Source organism: Desulfosporosinus sp. I2 (genome assembly GCF_000960765.1).
GTDB lineage: Bacteria > Bacillota > Desulfitobacteriia > Desulfitobacteriales > Desulfitobacteriaceae > Desulfosporosinus.
The window spans coordinates 1-20,957 of the sequence record NZ_JYNH01000082.1 but is presented as its reverse complement, the minus strand read 5'-3'; the positions used below and the strand labels follow the sequence as shown (position 1 = coordinate 20,957).

Annotated in this window: 20 protein-coding genes, 4 pseudogenes and 1 riboswitch; of the genes and pseudogenes, 19 read left to right on the top strand and 5 right to left on the bottom strand. The window is 41.6% G+C overall.

Translation table 11 applies throughout. The features are described from left to right. The first annotated feature begins 338 nt into the window (after positions 1-338). The 3 genes from UF75_RS16730 (at position 339) to UF75_RS16720 (ending at position 2,957) form a co-directional block, all read left to right on the top strand. Positions 339-1,319 carry a methionine ABC transporter ATP-binding protein gene (locus UF75_RS16730; protein WP_045575720.1) on the top strand — a complete coding sequence of 327 codons (981 nt, stop codon included), beginning with the start codon at positions 339-341 and terminating at the stop codon, positions 1,317-1,319. Then, a complete protein-coding gene (locus tag UF75_RS16725; protein WP_045575719.1) occupies positions 1,309-1,968 on the top strand; it encodes a methionine ABC transporter permease in 660 nt (219 codons plus the stop codon). Before UF75_RS16730 ends, UF75_RS16725 begins: the two co-directional genes overlap by 11 nt. 152 nt (positions 1,969-2,120) lie before the next feature. Further along, complete coding sequence (locus tag UF75_RS16720) at positions 2,121-2,957, top strand: MetQ/NlpA family ABC transporter substrate-binding protein (RefSeq protein WP_052693373.1); 837 nt, start codon at positions 2,121-2,123, stop codon at positions 2,955-2,957. Between the two features lie 72 nt (positions 2,958-3,029). Here UF75_RS16720 and UF75_RS30225 read toward each other — a convergent pair whose 3' ends face one another. Continuing rightward, positions 3,030-3,386, bottom strand: a complete 357-nt coding sequence (locus tag UF75_RS30225) for a hypothetical protein (protein WP_082075198.1) — start codon at positions 3,384-3,386, stop codon at positions 3,030-3,032. A 205-nt stretch (positions 3,387-3,591) separates the two neighbouring features. Here UF75_RS30225 and UF75_RS16715 point away from each other — a divergent pair, with 205 nt between their 5' ends. The 9 genes and pseudogenes from UF75_RS16715 (at position 3,592) to UF75_RS16675 (ending at position 12,510) form a co-directional block, all read left to right on the top strand. Then, entirely contained in the window at positions 3,592-4,344 is a 753-nt protein-coding gene (locus tag UF75_RS16715; protein WP_045575718.1) for a DUF4198 domain-containing protein, read from the top strand. 549 nt (positions 4,345-4,893) lie between these two features. Then, positions 4,894-5,640, top strand: coding sequence for a class I SAM-dependent methyltransferase (locus UF75_RS16710; RefSeq protein WP_242860286.1), 747 nt, complete (start codon positions 4,894-4,896; stop codon positions 5,638-5,640). 20 nt (positions 5,641-5,660) lie between these two features. Then, complete coding sequence (locus tag UF75_RS16705) at positions 5,661-7,214, top strand: ABC transporter substrate-binding protein (protein ID WP_045575717.1); 1,554 nt, start codon at positions 5,661-5,663, stop codon at positions 7,212-7,214. 6 nt (positions 7,215-7,220) lie between these two features. Beyond that, on the top strand, positions 7,221-8,171 hold the full coding sequence (locus UF75_RS16700) for an ABC transporter permease (protein WP_045575716.1): 951 nt from the start codon (positions 7,221-7,223) through the stop codon (positions 8,169-8,171). After that, on the top strand, positions 8,172-9,047 hold the full coding sequence (nikC, locus tag UF75_RS16695; protein WP_045575715.1) for a nickel transporter permease: 876 nt from the start codon (positions 8,172-8,174) through the stop codon (positions 9,045-9,047). It abuts the gene before it with no gap. A gap of 26 nt (positions 9,048-9,073) precedes the next feature. Continuing rightward, positions 9,074-10,042, top strand: a complete 969-nt coding sequence (locus UF75_RS16690) for an ABC transporter ATP-binding protein (protein ID WP_082075196.1) — start codon at positions 9,074-9,076, stop codon at positions 10,040-10,042. Further along, positions 10,026-10,826: an ABC transporter ATP-binding protein gene (locus tag UF75_RS16685; RefSeq protein WP_045575714.1), complete on the top strand. Its 801-nt coding sequence runs from the start codon at positions 10,026-10,028 to the stop codon at positions 10,824-10,826. The genes UF75_RS16690 and UF75_RS16685 overlap by 17 nt, the downstream gene beginning before the upstream one ends. A 683-nt stretch (positions 10,827-11,509) precedes the next feature. Continuing rightward, positions 11,510-11,761, top strand: a pseudogene (locus UF75_RS16680) (iron chelate uptake ABC transporter family permease subunit); the annotation flags it as partial. Beyond that, positions 11,758-12,510, top strand: a complete 753-nt coding sequence (locus UF75_RS16675) for an ABC transporter ATP-binding protein (protein ID WP_045575712.1) — start codon at positions 11,758-11,760, stop codon at positions 12,508-12,510. The pseudogene UF75_RS16680 and the gene UF75_RS16675, both read left to right, overlap by 4 nt. Before the next feature lie 111 nt (positions 12,511-12,621). Here UF75_RS16675 and UF75_RS16670 read toward each other — a convergent pair whose 3' ends face one another. The 4 genes and pseudogenes from UF75_RS16670 to yedE all read right to left on the bottom strand — a co-directional run bounded on the left by UF75_RS16670 (position 12,622) and on the right by yedE (position 15,361). Continuing rightward, positions 12,622-13,767 carry an aminotransferase class V-fold PLP-dependent enzyme gene (locus UF75_RS16670; RefSeq protein WP_045575711.1) on the bottom strand — a complete coding sequence of 382 codons (1,146 nt, stop codon included), beginning with the start codon at positions 13,765-13,767 and terminating at the stop codon, positions 12,622-12,624. A gap of 58 nt (positions 13,768-13,825) precedes the next feature. Beyond that, positions 13,826-14,065 (bottom strand): DUF3343 domain-containing protein, encoded by a 240-nt coding sequence (locus UF75_RS30775; RefSeq protein ID WP_045575710.1) that lies wholly within the window; start codon positions 14,063-14,065, stop codon positions 13,826-13,828. A 4-nt stretch (positions 14,066-14,069) separates the two neighbouring features. Next, positions 14,070-14,294 (bottom strand): sulfurtransferase TusA family protein, encoded by a 225-nt coding sequence (locus UF75_RS16660; protein WP_348983067.1) that lies wholly within the window; start codon positions 14,292-14,294, stop codon positions 14,070-14,072. Next, positions 14,272-15,361, bottom strand: a pseudogene (gene yedE, locus UF75_RS16655) (YedE family putative selenium transporter). Before yedE ends, UF75_RS16660 begins: the two are co-directional and overlap by 23 nt. 255 nt (positions 15,362-15,616) lie before the next feature. Here yedE and UF75_RS27330 point away from each other — a divergent pair. The 7 genes and pseudogenes from UF75_RS27330 to UF75_RS16620 form a co-directional block, all read left to right on the top strand. Continuing rightward, a pseudogene (locus tag UF75_RS27330) lies at positions 15,617-16,167 on the top strand (zinc ABC transporter substrate-binding protein). Between the two features lie 142 nt (positions 16,168-16,309). Further along, positions 16,310-16,834 (top strand): annotated as a pseudogene (locus tag UF75_RS16645) (cob(I)yrinic acid a,c-diamide adenosyltransferase). A gap of 37 nt (positions 16,835-16,871) precedes the next feature. After that, a riboswitch (cobalamin riboswitch) is annotated at positions 16,872-17,051 on the top strand. Between the two features lie 329 nt (positions 17,052-17,380). Continuing rightward, on the top strand, positions 17,381-18,166 hold the full coding sequence (locus tag UF75_RS16640; RefSeq protein ID WP_242860285.1) for an energy-coupling factor ABC transporter permease: 786 nt from the start codon (positions 17,381-17,383) through the stop codon (positions 18,164-18,166). A 33-nt stretch (positions 18,167-18,199) separates the two neighbouring features. Continuing rightward, complete coding sequence (locus UF75_RS16635; protein WP_045575709.1) at positions 18,200-18,460, top strand: energy-coupling factor ABC transporter substrate-binding protein; 261 nt, start codon at positions 18,200-18,202, stop codon at positions 18,458-18,460. Then, positions 18,457-19,227: a cobalt ECF transporter T component CbiQ gene (gene cbiQ, locus UF75_RS16630; RefSeq protein WP_045575708.1), complete on the top strand. Its 771-nt coding sequence runs from the start codon at positions 18,457-18,459 to the stop codon at positions 19,225-19,227. Before UF75_RS16635 ends, cbiQ begins: the two co-directional genes overlap by 4 nt. Before the next feature lie 5 nt (positions 19,228-19,232). Further along, positions 19,233-20,084 carry an ATP-binding cassette domain-containing protein gene (locus UF75_RS16625; RefSeq protein ID WP_045575707.1) on the top strand — a complete coding sequence of 284 codons (852 nt, stop codon included), beginning with the start codon at positions 19,233-19,235 and terminating at the stop codon, positions 20,082-20,084. Between the two features lie 22 nt (positions 20,085-20,106). Continuing rightward, a partial coding sequence (locus UF75_RS16620; RefSeq protein ID WP_045575721.1) for a DMT family transporter occupies positions 20,107-20,957 on the top strand: 851 nt, incomplete at its 3' end.

Here is a 20,957-nt window from a genome sequence, read left to right as displayed (position 1 = left end):
GATAAGGATGAGCCGTAGCCTTATTTGTATGATAAACTATCCGTTGGTCACGGATTCAAGGATAAGTAAAATTACATAAATAATCTTAAGGTTATGCATTTACATAATATAATACTAATAGTATAATAATTTTATTATCGGGAATAGAACCTGCTCAGACTCTATCTATCAGCAATATGTGTACCGTTTTTTAAGAATCAGAAATTATTGGCCTCTTGGTCCGGAGCAATTCTAAAGGCGGAATTATTGCTGGACTGCACCAGTCGGTAGGCAAAAGGGTACTACTATCGGAGGGGTTCTCCATTAAATTAATATCTGCGGATGGAGGCATAAATAATTTGATTGAAATTGTTAATTTACAAAAGTCATTTGGTAAGATTCATGTTTTAGATAATATTAATCTTAGTATTGAAGACGGAGATATCTATGGCCTTGTAGGCAAAAGTGGGGCAGGGAAGTCAACACTTTTAAGGTGTATAAATGGTCTTGAATCCTATGATTCTGGAAGCTTGAAAATAGATGGCTTTGAAGTGAAAAATCATAGTGATAAAGAAATTAGGGAATTTAGAAAAAATATTGGAATGATATTTCAGCACTTTTCATTAGTACAGAGAAAAACAGTATATGAAAATGTTGCGTTGCCAATGGAATGTTGGGGATACAAAAAAGATATCATAGATAAAAGAGTAAAAGAGTTACTAGAGATAGTTGAAATTGAAGACAAAATTAAAGGAAAACCAAGAGCCTTAAGTGGAGGGCAAAAACAAAGGGTTGCAATAGCGAGGGCAATTTCCCTTAATCCCAAAATTTTACTTTGTGATGAAGCTACATCGGCATTAGATCCCAAAACTACAAAGTCAATACTATCCCTATTAAGGGAAATTAATGAGAAACTTGGAATAACTATTGTTGTTGTAACACATCAGATGTCGGTAGTGAGACAGATTTGTACTAAAGTGTCCATATTAGAAAAAGGAGAGATTGCTGCTAAGGGAAATGTTGAAGATATATTCTTAAATCAACCACAGTCCTTAAAGAATTTATTAGGTGAAGAAGATGATGAAATACTTCCAAGTATAGGGAAAAACATAAGGCTAATATATTCAAAAACGGATATATCCGAAAGTAGAAGTATAATATCTAGTATAGCTAGGAAGTTAAATATAGACTTTTCTATAGTGTGGGGTAAGATGGAGAAATATAGAGACGATGTTTTAGGTTCAATTGTTATAAATACAGAGGAAAAAAATGAAAAATTGATAACCAATTACCTAACTGACATTGGAGTACAATGGGAGGTAATAAATAATGAGCAATGATGCTATAGAGCTATTAAGTAAAATTGTTTTTCCCGAACTAATCAAGACATTATACATGGTGTTAGTTGCTGTAGTGTTTTCTACATTTTTTGGATTTATTCTTGCAATTATTTTAACCGTAACAGATAAAAATGGATTAAAGCCAAATAAATACATCTATCAAGTACTAGATACAGTTATAAATATAGTAAGATCCTTTCCATTTATTATATTGATAGTTGCAATAATACCGCTTACAAGATTTATTGTAGGAACATCCATTGGAGAAAAAGCTGCCATAGTGCCATTAACAATAGCAGCCTCCCCTTTTATAGCTAGACTAATAGAAGGAACCCTTAAGGAAGTAGATAGGGGACTTATTGAGGCAGCAAGGTCCTTTGGAGCATCAGATATGCAAATAATTTTTAAAATAATGATTAAAGAAGCTATTCCTTCAATTATTTCCGTAATAACCTTAGCAGTAGTTTCCATTTTAGGAGCAACAGCTATGGCAGGAGCAGTGGGAGGAGGAGGCCTAGGTGCAATAGCACTTACATATGGATATCAAAGTTTTAATGAAACCGTAATGTATGGTACAGTGTTTGTCTTGATTATAATAGTTCAAATTATTCAATTATCAGGTGATTTCTTATATAGAAAATTGAGATAATAGAACATACTGTATACGTGTATTGCTTTCTGGCAGAGATCCAAGAAGTGCAATAACTTTTGATATAGAGGAGGTGAACAAGTACGCACTAATAATGGTATTGGGAAGACAAAAAAGATGCTGAATGGGCAAAAATAAATGGACGGTATAGTTTGAAAATAGAAATAAAAAAGATAATATTATTGATGCTATCTATCGTACTAGTGCTATCATTTACTGGTTGTAGTGGCAAAGCTGTCACTAAACAAACAGATTCAAAAAGCACAAATGAAAAAAAGGTAATAATAGCAGGAACATCAGTACTATTTGAAGCTCCATTAAGAGCTGCACAAAAGGATTTTGAAAACTTAAGTGGATATAAACTAGAAATTAAAGTGTTTGATGATGCTGTAGTAACAGACATGGCATTAGCTGAAGGAAGTATAGACGTGAATTTTTACCAACATGAACCTTATCTCAATGCTTTTAATAAGAGCAAGGGGACTAATTTAGTTAGATATGGTAAGAAAGTTCTTGCAAGTGACTATGGACTATATTCAGATAAGATAAAAAGTTTAGATGAGCTTAAAGATGGATTTAAAATGAGTATACCTAATGATGCTAGTAATAGAGGTATAGCACTTAAATTTTTACAAAAAACAGGATTTATAAAGCTCAAAGAAGGAGTAGCCTTTCCAACACTGATAGATATTATAGAAAACAAAAGAAATATAAAGTTTGTAGAGATGGATAGATTAAGCTTAGTAAATTCATTATGTGATGTAGACGTATCTGCAATGCCATCTATCTATATGTTCCAAGCTGGTAAAGACCCTAAAACAGCAATAATTTCTGGTTATAATTCAGATGAACTTGGAATTATAATAGTATTACGAGAAGACAAAAAAGATGTAGAATGGGCTAAATACCTTGAAAAGGCTCTTACAAATGAAAATTCAAGAAAATTTATAGAGGAGAAATATAAAGGAGCTGTAGTTCCTTTATTCTAAAACTTGCTAACTTATAGCCTACTAGTTAAATAACTACTAGGCTATCTACATTAAGGAGATTATAGAGGGAGGTTATAATGGACGTAAATTGCCAGATCGTTTTTGGATGATCTGGCAATTTACCCCAACATACCCTGAGGCTGAAGGCAAGAGGGTTATCCTTCCTTCAGGGCAGATCTGGATACCTGCCTCCCCAGCGTTCAGGTCAACTTGTTCAAGAAAGATCGGGCGGTAGGGTGCACGGAGGAAAGGTTTGAATAACCTGTTGTGATCCCCAAGGTCAAAATAATTTATTTTATAACGATGAACTATTTGGCAGGAATTCGCGAACGATTGTAGAATGTAAAGATTTATTGAAAAATGATATTGCAGAGCAAGACCATGAAGGTGTTTGCAAAGACCATGGAGGTTTGAATTTTTTATAGTCAAAATTTTTTGGTCTTTTTATTTTGCTTAAAAATAAGGGGGTGAGTAATAAAAAATGACCAACTGGGAGAAGTGATACACTTTATCAGCAGCAGGATATGAAGAAGTCGAAGCCATTCCACTTAAAGGTGTCCGTAATATGAATGGTGATAAGGCATGGTAATAATTAAAGGTATTAAAGGTGCATAAAGGTGAAGGGAGAACCAATATGAAAGTAGAGTTTCTTGATACCACAGACCATATGGTACATGGTCATGAGGGTTGGTTGGAGCCAAACACAACCCATGTCCATGAAGGCGATCCAGTGGAAATATATTTTAAATGGGGTCACAATATGCAAGTTCACGGACTTGCAAGAAAAGAAGGTTTATCTTCATATGTGATTTTGCCTGACGGACAAAAGCATCAATTGGAGATACAGGATTATAAACCAAGTAGCTATTTAATGCAATTTACACCGAAGGAAAAAGGATTATATCATTTTATTTGTGAAAACAAGGGCTATTATGTAATTGACAGGGAAGGGAAGCATTTGATGGGAACATTGAAGGATTATCCCGATGCTCCTAAAGCCACATCCTATACACAGTTTGCGCATCTGACAATGCTTGTTGGGCATGATTTATCAAAGGAACAGTTATCTACATTACCGAAACTTCCATTGGTTATTGTTCCCGAAGAGTGGAAAAAATGGAAGACAGGAGAAGATATAAATTTTGCTTTATACCTTTATAACGATGTGTTGCCGGATAATGACATTGATATGGCGCGTGCAGATGATGCAGAAAGCTCTGTGGAACAAAAGAAGATGAAGACGGATGGAGAAGGAAAGCTTAATATAAAAGTTGATAAAACAGGACAGTACCTGCTGATAGCACGTTACCGTTCATCCGAAGGCGAGACAGGGGTTTATTACGATACACAGTTTTCGTATACGTATTATTACAGTGTTAAAAAATAAATACTTAGATTTTTTCGCTCTGTTACTACAATAATTATATTGACAAATACAGTGAATGAATACAAATTAAAATTAAATATATGTCAGTCAGAAAATTTAAGAATAAAGTAAGATCATGAAGGTCTTGGCAAAAACCATGGAGGTTTGACTCATTAGAGTCAACTTCGTGGTTTTTTTGTTTTGCTTGAAAGGAAAATGCTTCAATAAACGACAACAGAAACGTTTGATCATAAACTGATTTTGCTATTCAATGTCTTGTCCGTAAATCAGAGGGACAAAGTTGAAGATATCTTATCTCATTGCGTATTTTGTATATTGGATTTCCTAGGCAGAGTTCAATATACTTCCTCCTACTTTGTCACCAATGTTCATGTGACATTGGTGACGCTTTTTAAATTCATCAATATTACAAATCGAGCCTACATAGGCATGATTTTCGATAGAGGGGTGATAGCTAGAGAGTCAAAGATAAAAGCATTAGTTGCCCTAATTGTCAGTCAATGCTCTTGCAAGAGCCCAAATAGCTAAGGAGGAGATGAAAAGTTGAGCATGCAGGGGAACGAAGTTAAAGAGAAAATCCGACAGAGGTGGAACGACACAGCTGAGGAGTTTGACCAATGCCCGGGGCATGGTATCCATTCCGAACGAGAAAAAAAAGCATGGCAGAACATTTTGGTCAAGGCTGTGGGGGAAAAACAAATAAAAATACTGGATGTAGGCACTGGGACGGGGTTTATTGCTCTATTGCTGGCCGAATATGGGCATAGTGTGACCGGAGTAGATGTTGCTGAGGAAATGCTCGCGCATGCTAGAGAGAAAGCGGACCGTCAAAAGCTAGATGTAAAATTCCAATATGGCGATGCTGACGAACTTCCCTTTGAGAATAATGTATTTGATGCGGTGATAAACCGTCATGTGTTTTGGACAATGTCGGACCCTGAAAAAGCTGCTGCCGAATGGGCGAGGGTACTAAAGCCCGGTGGAAAGTTGGTGATCATTGATGGCGACTGGAATCATTTCAGTCCATGGAAAATGATCTGGAAAGTAGTGGCAAATATTACCGTGCGCTTAACTGAAGGTGCAAACTCCTCAAGTAAATCCCACGGGCTACGTGATTTTGAGAAGAACCTTCCCATGCGCGGTCAAAAACGCCCAGAGGCAGACTTAAGGATTCTAAGAGCACTAGGAATGAAAGCAGCAGAAACTGTGAGTTTTAAAGACCCTCGTGCTTATGGCCTGCTGGATAATCTGAAATATGGCTACTACCAGAGATTTGTTGTAACAACTGTTAAATGAACGAGGAGGAAAGAGAAAGTATGAAAAAAAGAAGTCTATCCATTGTACTTTGTATTCTAGTGGTGTTATTGACCCTGAGTACATCCGGCTGTGGGACTAAGGCGGTTAGTTCTGGAAATCAAACATTGGTGGTTGGCGAAATGTGGAAAATTAACAACATTGATCCTGCGACTAATGGCACATTAACCATGGAAAAAGCGTTGATTACAGAATCACTGGTGGGAACAAAACCAAATTTTGAGTTGGAACCTAATCTTGCTACCGAATGGAAGAGAATTGCCCCTAATACATGGAAGTTTACTTTGCGTAAAGAAGTTAAGTTTCATGATGGCACTCCTCTGAATGCGGAAGCAGTAAAGTGGTCGCTCATGAGAGCGATCACCATAAATCCTCAGATTCTAAGTTTCACCAAGATTAAAACAGTGGAAGCTGAGAATGATACGACCGTTGTAATTACAACGACAACCCCTAACAGTGACTTACCCGCTTCACTGCATTATGCAGGCACTTCTATTATTGCTTCAAGCTCAGTCGATAAAGATGGGAAGCTGATAAAACCCATTGGTACAGGATCGTTCAAGTTGGATCAATTTGACCCATCAACTGGGGACATGAAGATGTCCAAGAATACACAATATTGGGGGACTGTTTCCAAGCTGGACAAACTTGAAATTCGTGCGTTACCCGATCCTAATACGCGGGCGCTTGCTTTGGAAAAGGGTGAAATCGATTTTACCTGTGATCCGCCCTATAATGAACTGGAGAGGCTGGGAAAGGTGAATGGGCTCAAGGTGCAGCTGGATAAAACGGCTAGGACGTATATTATCGAAATGAATCTAAATGAAGCACCTTTTAACGATGTCAAAGTAAGGAAAGCTATGAGTTATGCAGTCGATAGGGAAAGTATAGTGAAAAACGTCCTGTTCGGATGCGGTGCTGCTGCCAAGGGGCCCTATATGCCTGGAATGGCTTGGACAAATGAGACTCTAAAAGGGTATCCTTATGATCCTGAAAAAGCCAAACAGCTTCTTACTGAAGCAGGTTGGAAAGATTCGGATGGAGACGGTATTGTCGATAAAAACGGAAAGCCGATGAAAATTACACTCATGACTTATCCTCAAAGGCCGGGACTTCCTCCGATGGCCGAAGCGGTGCAGGCCCAGTTTAAAAAAGTTGGTATTGATCTAAAAACTGAGATTATGGATAGTACAGCGATGACTGAAATTGCCTCCAAGGGAAAATGGGATATGAAAATGAGTGCCTTCGCAACAGCGATGATTCCTTCTCCATCCTATCATCTGAATATTTTATATCATTCAAAAAATAATAAAGTTATCGGTTATAACAATGCAGAGATTGATAAGTTAATTGATCAATGTATGGTTGTGGATGATCAAAAAGAAAAATATGATCTATCCAAGCGGGTGCAGCAAATTCTGGAAGATGAAGAGCCCGTACTACCGATCGCCTATTATGGTGTCGCTACAGCAATGAAGAGCAAAGTTAATAATTTTGTCTTTAATCCCACAGCTCATGATTATATGCTTACGAATGAAGTTAATATCAAGGAGTAGAATAGAATGTGGAGATTCATTTTTAAACGTTTGGCAGCAACAATCCTTGTGGTGGTTGCTGCCTCCATTCTTACATTTGGCATATTGCATTTGACGCCGGGCACTACACCGGTAACTATCTTGAAGTACGCTTTCATTGGTCTAGAGGAGATTCCAACCGATGCGGAAATCACTGAGATCACAGCACGGTATAAGCTGAGTGATCCCTTGTATAAACAGTATTATCGCTGGATAAAGCAAGCAGTTCAAGGGAATTTGGGAGATTCCTACGTTTACAGAGTTCCGGTAGCAGAGCTCATCAGGCTGAGGTTCCCGGCGACAGCGTTGCTGGCAGCCTTGAGCGTTGCGCTCTCGCTCTTGATTGCTATTCCTCTTGGAATTCTTTGTGCAGTTAAGAGGAACTCTTTTTTTGACCACCTTGGCCGAATCAGTGCTCTTTTTGCCGTGTCTATGCCCAGTTTCTGGCTGGCCTATTTGCTGATTATTAGTTTTTCCCTCGGTTTTGACCTGTTCCCGGTGGCCGGATTTAGGAGTGTACCCTCCCTGGTATTGCCCTGTGTGACACTTGCGGCAGGTATGGGGGCAGTGACCATGCGGATTATGCGCTCGAGCATGTTAGACGTGATGAGTCAGGATTATATCCTGACGGCTAGGGCCAAAGGCTTGTATGAAACGGGCGTAGTTTCCAAGCATGCCTTAAAAAATGCCTTTCTACCGGTGGTCACTGTGGTGGGGCTTCAATTTGGTCACATGCTGGGAGGATCGGTGATTGTAGAAACCGTCTTTGCCTGGCCGGGGATAGGAAAGCTGTTGATAGATTCCATCTTTGCCAAAGATATTCCTATGGTTCAAGGATGTATCTTGCTGATCGCCATGACCTACGCTCTCGTGAATTTACTAGTAGATCTATCCTATGCGTTGATGGACCCGAGGATACGCTATGGGAGGGAGAGTTAAATGGATACCACTATTGCTGTAGATAAAAGTTATAAAAAGGGTGTTGTTAGATTTGTGAAGCAAGACAAACTGCTGGTTTATAGTGCTGCAGTTGTCCTCATAATCATTTTGATTGCGTTAATGGCACCGCTGATCATGCCTCATGATCCTACCGCTGTAAGCTTAACTGAGAAGGTGAATCCACCGTCCTTCCAGTACCCTTGCGGTACAGATCCCTTAGGAAGGTGTGTGTTGAGCAGAATCATTCAAGGAACAAGAACCTCTTTGGTTGCTGCGGCGATCATTGTTGCCATCAGTGGGACAGGAGGCGTGCTACTTGGGCTTATATCCGGCTATAAAGGTGGCCTTGTGGATAGCTTAATTATGCGCCTTGTAGATGTTTTACTAGCCTTTCCCAGTATTATTTTGGCCATGGCCCTGGTCGTATCCATGGGTCCGGGATTGGGGAGCGTCATAATTGCACTGACATTGGTACACTGGACGGGATATGCCAGACTAGTGAGGGCGGAGGTATTGACCTTGAAACAGTCCGAGTTTGTCGAAGCTGCCAGGGCGATGGGCAACAGTTCCGTCAGAATACTCTTTAAGTACATTTTACCGAACGTCATTGCCCCTGTGATCGTCATGGCCTCGTTGGATATTGCCCAGATCGTGTTGTCTATGGCCAGCTTGAGTTTTCTGGGTCTGGGTGCCCAACCGCCGGATGCAGAATGGGGAGCAATGATTAACCAAGGTAGAGAGTTTATCAGGACCGCGCCGCATGTTACCCTGTTTCCGGGTCTAGCGCTCATGGTTACCATTTTAGCTTTCAGTTTACTAGGGGACAGCTTGAGGGATTATTTTGACCCTCGGCTGCGGGAAGGGTACATTGAATAGGTTTAAGCATAGAAGGGAGGGTTTCCATGGTAACTATGCAGGCGTCATCACCGTTACTTTCCATCCGCGCCCTTAGTACCTATTTTCAAGTGAAAGAGACTGTCGTTAAAGCGGTTGACGAAGTTTCCCTTGACATCTATCCTCAGGAAGTTCTGGCGTTGGTAGGAGAAACTGGCTGTGGAAAATCTGTCTTGGCCCTTTCCATTCTTCGCCTCTTACCAAAGAATTCTCAGAGCGAAGGAAGTATCCGCTACAAAGGGTTAGAAATCCTGGAAGCAAGTGAAGAGGAACTGCGAAAAATGCGAGGGAAGGAAATCGGTATGATTCCCCAAAGTCAGGCGACCTCTCTTAATCCACTGCTCAAAGTTGGTTGGCAAGTCATGGAAGTCCTACAGCTTCACAAAAAAGTTGGAAAATTGGAAGCACAAGAGAGCGTAGTAAACCTGTTTAGCCGTTTGCAGCTCCCTGATCCGGCCAAAAGGATGAACTACTATCCTCATCAACTGAGTGGTGGGATGCGGCAGAGGGTGTTGGTGTCAATGGGGGTAGCTTGTAAGCCGAATCTTATCCTAGTGGACGAGCCTACGAAAGGCCTTGATGCGGTTTTAAGGAAGGAAGTCGTGAATCTGCTGGGGGAACAAGCCGCTGAGAATAGCTCCTCAATGATGCTGATCACCCACGATTTTTCGGTTGCCGCTGTACTGGCAGATCGGATTGCCGTTATGTATGCTGGAGAAATCGTAGAAATGGGTTCATCTTCCGGTATATTGGCAAAGCCAAGGCACCCTTACACTCAATCCCTCATCGATTCTTTGCCAGGAAGAGGCTTTAAGCCTATTCCTGGTTTCAGTCCCAGCCTTTCCTTGCTTCCCCCAGGATGCAGGTTTCAACCCAGATGCAGAGTGGCCTGTCCTAAATGTGCTTCGCTTCATCCGGAAATAACAGAAACTGGAGTAAACCATTATGTGAGGTGCTTGTATGCTGATCGAAGTTAAAGACCTTGTCAAAGAGTATAGCGTCGGAATATTTAATAAAAGCGTGGTCAAGGCTGTCGACGAGGTCAACTTCTGCGTCCAACAGGGAGAAACGCTGGGGCTTGTGGGAGAAAGCGGGTGTGGAAAATCTACGGTAGCTAGGCTCCTGCTGATGCTTATCCAGCCGACATCCGGAAGTGTGCGCTTTGAAGGCCAGGAATTAACAGGAATGTCACAAGCAGCGCTCTTGAAATTCAGAAGAGAGATGCAGATTGTGTTCCAGCAGCCTCAGCAATCCTTACATCCTCGTATGAAAATAGCGGAATCTCTGGCAGAACCGCTGCAACTGTATAAGCTAGTAAAAAGCAAGGCAGAGGAAAAGGTAAGAGTAAGGCAATTGCTGGACGAGGTGGGTCTTTCAGAGGAACACTTGGAGCGTTACCCACACGAACTCAGCGGAGGACAGGCTCAGCGTGTCGCCATAGCCAGAGTGCTGGCACTTAAACCTAAATTTATTGTAGCAGATGAACCTACTTCAATGCTGGATGTTTCCGTGCAAGCTCAGATCTTGAGTTTAATAAAAAAACTCCAGCAGGAGCATACAATAGGCATGCTTTTTATCTCCCATGATTTAGAGGTAGTTCAAGCGGTAAGCGACCGGGTTGCGGTGATGTATCAGGGAAAGCTGGTAGAAACAGGGAGCAAGCAACAGATTTTCATGGAACCACGGCATTCGTATACAAAATACCTTACCAGTACCATTTTAGAGATGCCAACTTCATTAATAAGAGATGATCTGGCCTAATAACTCAGAAAGTAAAATCCCGTTTAAGAAAGTATGTCATTGGGTTATTGGCCTTTGCTGGATACAGAAGTACAAACTGAAAAAAATAGAGGCTTCTCTGTTACGCAAGCATGGAAAATGTTGTGGGAAGCAGTTTATGGTACTACTAAATAACTATCAACGATTTACCGAAGGATTGATAAGGCGTTCTCGTGAGAGAACGGTTCTTGTTTCTCTTGAAAGGAGGCATGGCTGGTGAGATATCGAGAGAAGAATCAGGAGAGGAAGAGCACAGGCACTCCTCCAGTAAAACAAAACCAAACTGTCGTGATCCCCAGTGAGAAATAATTTATTTCATAGAGGAACAATTTAGCAGGAATCTGCGAAGGATTGTAGAACATTAAGATTTATTGAAAAATGATATTGCAGAGCAAGACCATGAAGGTGTTTGCAAAAACCATGGAGGTTTGACTCGTTAGAGTCTACTTCATGGTTTTTTATTTTGTTTAAAAGAAGGTAGATTTGCAATCCTATGATTGGCAACGCTGTTAGTGTCTGAAGTGTGGGGAGAAAGATGAGTTGTGGGTTTAAGGTCACCCAAGGGATAATGATTTGGCGAGTTAAATTTCAGATAGATAAATAATGGGAAGAGAAAAGGGGTTATTTAAATGCGTAGAAGGATCATGAAGGGAAGCGCCTGGCTTCTCGTTTCCTTCTTGGGAATCATCGCCTTCATTGGTCTAGTGGCTCCACACCTCGTGAAGCGCTTGATTGGTGGGGACAATCGCTTCCTTATTCCAGCGTCTGGGGTGATGGGTGCCTTGCTCCTTCTGGCTGCGGATACCCTGTCTAGGCGGATTATTGCACCCGTGGTTTTGCCTGTTGGGGCAGTCACTTCCTTTCTCGGGGCCCCACTATTTCTCTATCTTCTGGTGAGGGGGTCTAAGTTACGATGATCTTATCAGTAAATGGGATCGAATTTAGATATGGTAGCCGAACAATATTAGAGAATGTAGGCTTTACTGTACTGAGGGGGGAATTCCTATCAATCCTCGGGAACAATGGCGCTGGAAAATCGACGCTGCTCAAGACCTTGAACAAGATTTTATTACCGAAAAAGGGAAGTATCTTATTGGAGGGGCAGGAAGTGTCTAAGCTTAGTCGCTTGGCAATAGCCCTTAAAATGGCGTATGTCGCGCAAAACTACGAGAGCAACCGTCAGACCGTCTTTGACGCTGTGCTCTTGGGTCGCAAACCCTACATCAAGTGGGAGGCAACAGCGTCGGATTTGGCGTTGGTGCAAGGAATATTAACAAAAACAGGTCTGGGGGAATTTGCTCTTCGCTACTTAGATGAACTGAGCGGAGGGGAACTGCAGAAAGTCGTCATTGCTAGGGCCTTGGCCCAGGAACCCGAGGTTCTGTTATTAGATGAGCCAACCAGTAACTTGGATCTGAGAAATCAAATGGAAGTGTTGAAAACCATTCGGACTGTGGCTAAGGAGAAGAATATTGCGGTGGTTGCTGTGATGCACGATCTTAATCTAGCCTTACGCTTCTCAGACAAATTTTTGTTACTACAGGACACAAAGGTTTTCGTTGCCGGTGGTCCAGAGGTGATGACGGCAGAAAATATAACCCAGGCGTATGGGGTTTCAGTTAGCGTAGAGAAGGTGCGAAATCAATTTGTTGTGATCCCAGCATAGATAGTAATTCAACCGGATTATTCAACCAAACCGAGTTCAGCATCTCTGGAAATAAAAAAAATAATCTGCATCAGGGCTCTTGCCTGGGGCAGAATATTTGTCGATAAAATACTAAAAGTTCTTTCTTAATGAATTAATCACACAGTCCACATCCTGAACTGAATTAAAATGACTGAAACTAAAGCGTATCGTTCCATGCGGAAACGTACCAAGCGTGTGATGGGCTGCTGGAGCACAATGAAGGCCGCAACGGGTCATGATCCCAAAGTCCTTAAATAATTGATAGCTAACTTCTGCATTATCGTGATTCAAAAAGTTAAGAGAAGCAATCCCTGTTCGGTCTTGTTTTTGGTCGGGGCCAATGAGCTGAATACCAGGAATAGTTTGCACATTTTGTATAAACCTGTGAACAAGATTAAGCTCTTTTTCTCTAATAGTAGTAATGCCTTCCGCGCTTAAGTATTTAAGTGAGGCATTAAGCCCGTAAATACCTGGCAAGTTTAATGTGCCCGCTTCAAAACGATCGGGCATATAATTTGGTTGAAGAACACTCTCTGATGCGCTCCCTGTTCCCCCTTCGATCAAGGGTTCAACCAGAGAGGCTAATTTATCGTTAAGGTAAAAGCCGCCTATTCCTTGGGGTCCTAAGAGACCTTTATGGCCTGTAAAAGCTAACGCATCGGCCTTTAGTCTAATAAAGTCTATGGTTAAGAAACCAGCTGTCTGTGCGCAATCAATGATAAAAAACAGATTATGCTCCTGGCATAGTTTGCCGACTTCTTCTAAAGGTAATATCGTTCCACTGACATTGGAAGCATGCGTCATAATAACCGCTTTTGTATTAGACCTAATATGGAGGCATAAGTCACTGGTGCGAAGTTCCCCTTTGGTATTACAGAGAACCGTTGATAGTTCAACCCCTTTTTCAGCCAATGAAGCTAGGGGACGCATAACTGCGTTATGTTCCATGGAAGAAACAATCACATGATCTCCCGGTTTCAATAACCCTTTGAGGATAACATTAAGACTTTCTGTAATATTTTTAGTAAAAATCACGTTTTCTGGTTTAGGAAAATTAAACAGGCTACACAGAAGTTCCCGTGTTTCATAGACAATGTTGGCAGCTTCAAATGATGCCGTGTAAAGCCCTCGGTTAATATTACAGCCACTATTGGTTAGAAATCCAGCTACGGCATCAGCCACACCAGGAGCCTTAGGGAAAGAAGTGGCTGCATTATCTAAGTATAATCCGTCCATGACACCATTCCTTTTATAAGAGCTTCGTTGCTTAACGAAGCTCTTATAATTATTGAGTTCACTCCTCAGCACGATAAACTAATTTGTACTGATTCCCTTCAACAGCATAAATCTTCTCGATTTCGTCAGAAATAATCGCGGAAAGATCGCTGGTAAAGTGAAATTTTACACCCATACCACAACTGGAAGTCAACTTGCGGGGTAAAGGGATTAATTCTCCTATATAGTTGGATTTTTTTATAAATTTTGCAAATTTTATAGCAGAAGAATTTGTGTAGAATAACACAATATAGTTCATAATACTATTTCTTCGCGGATATTTCAAAGGTATTAGTGTCGCCATCGAGTTCGACAGTATTAATAGTGTAGCCTGTTAAGTTCAAGTATCTTTCCACATTTAGTTTTGCTGTTTTGCTGTCAACTAGAACAGTTACTTCAGTCGAACATACTTCCAGCGCCTTCTTGGTCATAAGTACTGGTTGGGGACAGGACATTCCTCTTGTATCAATTTGCGCCAATCTTAACACCTCCTTGTACAGTTGCTTTCACATCTTTTTCTAGGTTGAAATAAGCAATTATAAGTAAGAGAGCAAAACCAATGAGTACCGCGATTTTTCCGTTAGGGGAAGGACCTTGAGCACTTGCGGCAAGGGAAAAGTTATGAGCAAAGGCAGCTCCAGCAGACATCCCTAAAACAGTTATGACAGAATCAACATTTCCTTCAGCGGCTAGAATAAGTTGTCTTAAGGGGCACCCTCCCAGAAGCACAGAACCCCATCCTGCGAGTGCCATGCCTAGAAAATTCCATAACCCATCAACATGTGCAACGGATTGGCCAGTAAAACCGAGCTTATAAAAACCAAAGTATAAATTTCCCAAGCTTGCAAAAACAATGATTGAGATAAATCCTAAAATTAAATAAGTATCTTTAAAAAGAATAGCATCTCGAATACCACCTACCATGCATAACCTTGTTCGTTGTACTAAGACCCCGACGATCAATCCTGCAGCAAGAGCAATCCACACTGGCGCATGCCCAGCTCCTGGACCTTTGGTACTAAAGAAGATAAAGGCAGGTGCTACAAGGAGAAGGACAAAAAGCCCGACATTAATCATTGGAAAAAGGTAACCTTCTAGTTTGGACAGTTTATAAGTTCTCTTAAGACTAAACCCACTTTTTAAGAAAACAATGCCAACGATAATCCCAGCTGCAAAACCAGCTAGGCCAAACAGGACATTAAGGTCACCGCCCCCAAGTCTTAAGACCATGCGGAGGGGACAACCTAAAAACATTAAAGCACCAATCATAACTACAAAACCAAGAATAAATCGAATGAAAGGGGATGAGCCTCCTCGAACATCAAACTCCTTTTTTAGCAAATGCCATCAGAAAGGCTCCCAGGACAATCCCGATAATTTCCGGACGTATGTACTGAACAACGTCTGCGCGATGTAATCCCAAGGCTCCCGTTGTGTCCCGAATAAAGCACGCGATACAAATTCCCATGTTCACAGGATTACCAAAGCGAACTAGGATGACAGCAAGAATCCCAATGACTGCTCCCGTAAAAATAATGCCTTTTTTACTATCCATTTTACTTCCTCCTTTTTATAGAATCAGAGTTCGGAATATTAAAAGTTTAAATCTGTTTTATCCCTTCTTCTTATTCATAACGCTATAGTAATACAGTCATATAATATTATTATAATGTTAATAATGCAACAACTATTCCAATTTATTTAAAATTTGAATATTAAGAAGCCCCAGGCTTTTCGCAGCATTGGTTTTCAGAAGATAACGATTGGAGTACCTACAGAGAAAGCCAATATTTTGCCAAAAGCTAACTCTATGAAACTTGTGGATCTTAATACTAAGGTATCTGAAAAATATCCTCATCGAGAGTTTAGTGCAGGAAAGCGTGACCCACACATTTGGTTGTCTCCAAAAAGAGCAAAAGTGATGGTGGAGACGATTGCTCAAGAAATGAGTTCATTAGATGTGAAAAATGCAGAAATCTATAAGAAAAATGCAGAAGATTATTTTGAAAAGTTAGATCAACTTGATAGCGAAATAAAAGCAATGGTTGAAGGTCTCAATAATAAAAGTTTATTGTATTTAATCCTGCTTATGGATATTTAGCAGATGATTACGGGCTGAAAATGTATGCCCTTGAACAGGGTGGTAAAGAGGCCACTCCACAGCATTTAGCGGAAATGATTGACCTTGTTAAAGCAGAAAACATCAAAGTTATCTTCTCGCAGGCCGAAGTTGACAGCAGGCAACCACAGGCCTTCGCAGAAGAAATCGGTGGGACTAAAGAGATTATTAATCCTCTTTCAGCGGATTATATAAATAATCTTCAAGCGATGGCCAAAGCTATTTTGGGATCAATGAAATGAGCGACCTTAATATTGTCAAGAACGCTGTTCATGTAGAAAACCTATCAGTGTATTACGGACAAACACCTGCAATTACAGGTGTTTGTCTTGATGTGGATGATGGTGAATATTTAGGAATTATAGGACCTAATGGAGGTGGAAAATAGGGCTTATCCATATTTATACTGGTGTAGGGAAAGGGAAGACGACAGCAGCAGTCGGATTGGGGATCAGGGCGTATGGACAGGGACTTAAGGTCCTCATGGTTCAATTTTTAAAAGGATGGGCTACGGGAGAAATGAAAGTCATCGCCAGTTTAGGACCGTGCTTTCAGCTCTTTGGTAAGAAAGAAAATGACAAATTCACTTGGGGAATGACAGATGAAGAAATGGGAGGAATAAAAGGAGAAATGCGAATTGGTCTGAACTATACTATTGAGGCCGTCATGAGCGGAGAATGGGGTTAGATCATCATGGACGAGATTATGGCCGCTGTGAATGGCGGGTTTCTGCCTCTAGAGGAAGTAGTCGAGCTTGTTAAGACCAAGCCACTAAAATTGGAACTCGTTCTGACAGGGCGGGATGCCCCATCAAAGCTGATCGAGTTAGCTGATTATGTCTCGGAAATAACTGCCTGCAAACATCCCATGAAAAAGGGCATCATGGCGCGAGAGGGAATAGAGTATTGACCATGGATTGCTTTTGTGATACATTTAATTAACAAATTTAATAGATGAGCAAGCGATTTTTCTTAGCCGAGAAATCATAACAGGGAAGCCGGTTTAAATCCGGCGCGGTCCCGCCACTGTAAAGGGGAGTTTGTGCCACATCCACTGAGGAAACTTGGGAAGGAGGCACTAACGAGGAACCTGAGCCAGGAGACCTGATTGCTCATATGCTTTACTCACGATGGATGGGTGGAGGGACTTGGTTAGTTAGGTCCTTCATATTTTGGAGGGCTTTTATATATTGTTAAGTGTACATAATAGGTTTCTCGAGGGAAACCGACCTGCAGGGTAAACGTCTTGTTCAAGCGGGATCTGCTTTCAAAAATGCGAATGCGACTTGAAAGTGGAGGAGAACGCGCCGTCCGAGACAACCGATACATTGCTGTCTTTATGATGAGTGATGTGAGGTTGTCTCTTTATTTTTTATAGGAGTGGAGGGAAAATGTAAGAGCGGAGTTTCAGTGAAGGCTAGGTTTGACAATAGATTGAAAGGGGTCGATGATTATTATGAATCAACGTATGATTAAGCGGATCAGTTTATTAATAGCCTACGTTTTGGCTATCTACATCGTCTTTCCCGATAATGCCTATGGTATGCATATTATGGAAGGTTTCTTGCCTTTCAACTGGGCTGCCTTTTGGTGGATCGCTATGATTCCTTTTGTTATTGCGGGGGTACGTTCCATTAAAAAAACGGTGACACTCTACCCTAATTTAAAGATGCTGCTCGGTATGGCAGGAGCCTTTGCTTTTGTTTTGTCTGCTCTGAAAATTCCGTCAGTAACTGGTAGTTGCTCTCACCCGACAGGCGTGGGTTTAGGTACCATTCTGTTTGGACCTGCGGCGATGACCGTTTTAGGAATGATTGTCTTGATATTCCAAGCACTTTTACTGGCTCATGGAGGAATAACGACCTTAGGCGCAAACACGTTTTCTATGGGGATCGTTGGCCCTTTTGTCTCTTACGGTATCTACAGAGGCTTAAAAAAGCTGGGCGCTCCCCAATGGCTCTCGATTTTCATGGCGGCAACGTTAGGGGATCTAATGACCTACGTTACAACCTCCATTCAGTTGGGGCTAGCTTTTCCCGCGGCATCAGGCGGAGTAATGGCTTCTGTACTCAAATTCATGAGCATTTTTGCGTTCACTCAGATTCCTTTAGCCATTAGTGAAGGTCTACTTACGGTAATGGTATTTAATATCCTCACTGCTTATAGTCAAAAAGAGTTGCAGGTTTTAACTGCCTTTACAGGCAAAGCGTTATCCTCCATTAAGCGGGGGGTGAAAGCATGAAACTCTTTACTAAAAACATTATAATCCTAGTATTTGTTGCTATATTGGCCTTTTTTCCCACTTTATATAGCGCGTGATGCCGAATTCGCTGGTGCTGATGCTCAGGCATCCGATGCGATAAGTGAGTTCAACGCCGATTACACACCTTGGTTTGAGTCATTTTGGGAACCTCCGAGCGGAGAAGTTGAATCGTTTTTGTTTGCCTTGCAGGCCGCGCTTGGAAGTGGATTCGTCTTTTACTATTTAGGTTATTCGAAAGGAAAATTCAACGCCGGTAAGAGAGAGCAAACGTGATTGACATAGATAGTTACGCCTATAGCAATAATCTAAAAACCGTTCATCCGGCGGAAAAGTCTGTTTTCACGATGATGACCATGGTAGTGTGTCTAACCGCTACCACGGTCATCACCCCTCTGATTGTGTTAGCCATAATGGCAGGGGGGATAGTAATCAAAGCAGGCATTCCCGCCCGAGTTTTTGTTAAGCTTATGCTGGTTCCTCTTTCGTTTCTCCTGATCAGCGTTTTGACGATCGCTTTTTCAGTCTCGACCAATCCTGCGGGATTTTGGCTAGCTCAAACCATTCATGGCCTAACCGTAGGAATACACTACCCAGATCTGATCACAGCGGTTCATCTCTTTCTAAGATCATTAGGGGCTGTTTCCTGTCTTTACTTTCTAGCCCTAACCACACCCATGACTGAAATAATCACAGTACTGCACAAGCTGAAAGTTCCTGTGATTATTACCGAATTAATGGTGTTGATTTATCGCTTTATCTTTGTCTTTATGGAAACAGCCACCACGATTCGTCGTGCTCAGCTTTCTCGATCAGGCTATGTCTCTATGAAAAGTTCTTTTCGTTCGTTGAGTCGGCTCTCCTCAGCACTATTAGGGAAAGTTTTTGTTAAATCCCAAGAGCTATACAATGCACTGGCTGCGCGGTGTTACTCTGGGGAGATTAGGGTGCTTACCAAGAAACGTCCTGTTAGCCTCAGAAATTATCTTATGATAACTGGGTTCGAGATCCCTTTAATCTTATTGAATTTACTTTGGAGGTAATACGTTTGTCCGAGCTCATACTTGAAGCAGTTGATTTAGAGTATTCTTATCCAGATGGCACAAAGGCCTTGCGCAATGTTAATTTGCAAGTTCACAAGGGGGAAAAACTTGCCATTTTGGGATCGAACGGAGCTGGAAAATCAACTTTATTTATGCAATTTAACGGGATTTTTCGCCCCAACTCAGGGACCATCAAGTACCAGGGAGAAGATATCTCTTACAAAAACAAGGCTCTTATCGAATTACGCAAGAAAGTGGGCATCGTCTTTCAAGATCCGGATAGTCAGTTGTTTTCGGCAAGCGTTTGGCAGGATATTTCCTTTGGCCCTCTCAATCTCGGACTTCCAGAAGAAGTCGTGATCGAGAGAGCGAAACAAGCCCTAATCGATACAGAAACCACGGATCTGGAAGATAAGCCGACGCACTTGTTGAGTTATGGGCAGAAAAAAAGGGTTTCTATCGCAGGAGTACTGGCGATGGAACCGGACGTCATCATTTTTGATGAACCAACAGCTGGGTTGGATCCTCGTCACTCCAAAGAGTTCATGTTGCTCCTGGAAAAGCTGAGTCTTGAGGGTAAGACGATTATTCTATCCACCCATGACGTTGACTTAGCCTATTTCTGGTCAGACAAAATGGCTATAATGTTCGGTGGAGAGATCATCGCTCACGGTGACCCTGGCGAGTTATTTCGACGACCAGAGATTGTTAAACAGGCTGATTTAACCCTTCCCTGGCTAATAGAGATGCATAGTGAGTTGGTGCAAAAAGGATGGCTACCTCCGTCTACCCCTTTACCGAAAACAAGGGAAGATTTGTTTAGAAGCATCCCCGCAAAGAACGATAAAGCGGGTTAATACTTGACAAGAGGAAATAAAAATGAAGAACAGAAAGACTGCCCCAATGCTACAAGCCGTAATTGCCGCAGCTTTGTTTGGAGCAAGTGCCCCTCTTTCGAAACTGCTTTTGGGTGAAATTGCACCGACTCTAATGGCATCATTTCTATATCTTGGCAGTGGTATCGGGCTTTACTTACACAGATATGTACAGAGATACTTCCACAGATTAGACGAACGTTTCAGTGATGAGGCAAGCCTGACCAGAAATGATTGGCCCTGGATCATGGGGGCTGTACTTGTCGGTGGGATAGTAGCTCCCATTGTCCTGATGTTTGGCCTGAAAAATACACCGGCCTCTACGGCTTCGCTTCTGCTGAATTTCGAGGGTGTGGCAACTACCGTAATTGCTGTCGTTGTATTTAAAGAGGCTGTTGGGAAACGGATATGGATGTCAGTACTATTGATTACAACCGCAAGTATTTTGCTCTCATGGGATTCATCTGGGCAGTGGGGTTTTTCATTGGGTGCCATTGGAGTACTTAGTGCTTGTGTTCTGTGGGGGATGGACAACAATTTCACACGAAATGTTTCGGCCAAAGACCCTCTCTCAATTGTTACAATCAAGGGGTTAAGTGCTGGTACTTTCTCCTTGATTCTATCCGTTATTTTGGGTTTTCCTTTACCTGCATTCAAATTTTTTCTTCTGGCAATGGTCTTAGGCTATTTCAGTTACGGGCTAAGTATCGTACTATTTATTCGTGCCATGAGAGAACTCGGGTCTGCTAGGACATGTGCTTTGTTCGGAACGGCTCCTTTTGTTGGAACAGCACTATCTTTGCCCTTGTTCAGAGAAAGTCAGGGCACGTTGTTTTTCTTGTCTCTTCCTATCAT

What these genes read in the sequence shown, in the direction of transcription:
- UF75_RS16725 (WP_045575719.1), top strand. Translation starts at nt 1,309, where the DNA reads ATGAGCAATGATGCTATAGAGCTATTAAGTAAAATTGTTTTTCCCGAA.
- UF75_RS16715 (WP_045575718.1), top strand. Translation starts at nt 3,592, where the DNA reads ATGAAAGTAGAGTTTCTTGATACCACAGACCATATGGTACATGGTCAT.
- UF75_RS16710 (WP_242860286.1), top strand. Translation starts at nt 4,894, where the DNA reads ATGCAGGGGAACGAAGTTAAAGAGAAAATCCGACAGAGGTGGAACGAC.
- UF75_RS16705 (WP_045575717.1), top strand. Translation starts at nt 5,661, where the DNA reads ATGAAAAAAAGAAGTCTATCCATTGTACTTTGTATTCTAGTGGTGTTA.
- UF75_RS16700 (WP_045575716.1), top strand. Translation starts at nt 7,221, where the DNA reads ATGTGGAGATTCATTTTTAAACGTTTGGCAGCAACAATCCTTGTGGTG.
- nikC (WP_045575715.1), top strand. Translation starts at nt 8,172, where the DNA reads ATGGATACCACTATTGCTGTAGATAAAAGTTATAAAAAGGGTGTTGTT.
- UF75_RS16690 (WP_082075196.1), top strand. Translation starts at nt 9,074, where the DNA reads ATGGTAACTATGCAGGCGTCATCACCGTTACTTTCCATCCGCGCCCTT.
- UF75_RS16685 (WP_045575714.1), top strand. Translation starts at nt 10,026, where the DNA reads ATGCTGATCGAAGTTAAAGACCTTGTCAAAGAGTATAGCGTCGGAATA.
- UF75_RS16675 (WP_045575712.1), top strand. Translation starts at nt 11,758, where the DNA reads ATGATCTTATCAGTAAATGGGATCGAATTTAGATATGGTAGCCGAACA.
- UF75_RS16670 (WP_045575711.1), bottom strand. Translation starts at nt 13,767, where the DNA reads ATGGACGGATTATACTTAGATAATGCAGCCACTTCTTTCCCTAAGGCT.
- UF75_RS30775 (WP_045575710.1), bottom strand. Translation starts at nt 14,065, where the DNA reads ATGAACTATATTGTGTTATTCTACACAAATTCTTCTGCTATAAAATTT.
- UF75_RS16640 (WP_242860285.1), top strand. Translation starts at nt 17,381, where the DNA reads ATGAATCAACGTATGATTAAGCGGATCAGTTTATTAATAGCCTACGTT.